Annotated in this window: 1 protein-coding gene; it reads right to left on the reverse strand. The window is 42.5% G+C overall.

The window, feature by feature from the left end:
- Positions 1-74: 74 nt before the first annotated feature.
- Positions 75-504: prolyl oligopeptidase family serine peptidase (locus tag ABD814_RS13230; protein WP_344914210.1), on the reverse strand; the 430-nt coding region annotated here is incomplete at its 5' end.

The following is a 504-nucleotide window of genomic DNA, read 5'->3' on the forward strand; positions in this document are numbered from 1 at the left end:
GGAAGCGTACCTAAACCACCAGTTCCTGTTTTATCAATCGCAGTTGAATCTGGATCTGTTGGCTTAGGATCTACTCATTCAGGATCAGCTGGTAACGGAGGATTCTGTTCCGGCTGATCAAATTGATTATACGGCCAGACAAAAGATTTATTACTATCAAATAACGAACCTCTCGCATTCCTCATTGCTGGTAAATTACTCTCTACAAATGTATTGAAATTGTTCTGATATCCCGAACCGTCATATGAATTGACAAACATCCAATAAGCTAAGTCGGCATGTGCGTCATTATTAGCGGCATCAGGAGATCCAAATACCGGCGACATAGGCGCACCTGCTGCGAAGAATCCTGGGTAAGCATTTAATAACGTATTCGTATATGCTCCACCCCATGAAAAGCCCGCAACATAAATGCGATTCGAATCGACCGCACCACTCGCAACTAAATCATCAATAACTGCTTTCACAGCATCTGTAGAAGGTGTACTCGTACCATTATAAGAA

This window comes from Amphibacillus indicireducens, assembly GCF_039539605.1.
GTDB lineage: Bacteria > Bacillota > Bacilli > Bacillales > Amphibacillaceae > Amphibacillus > Amphibacillus indicireducens.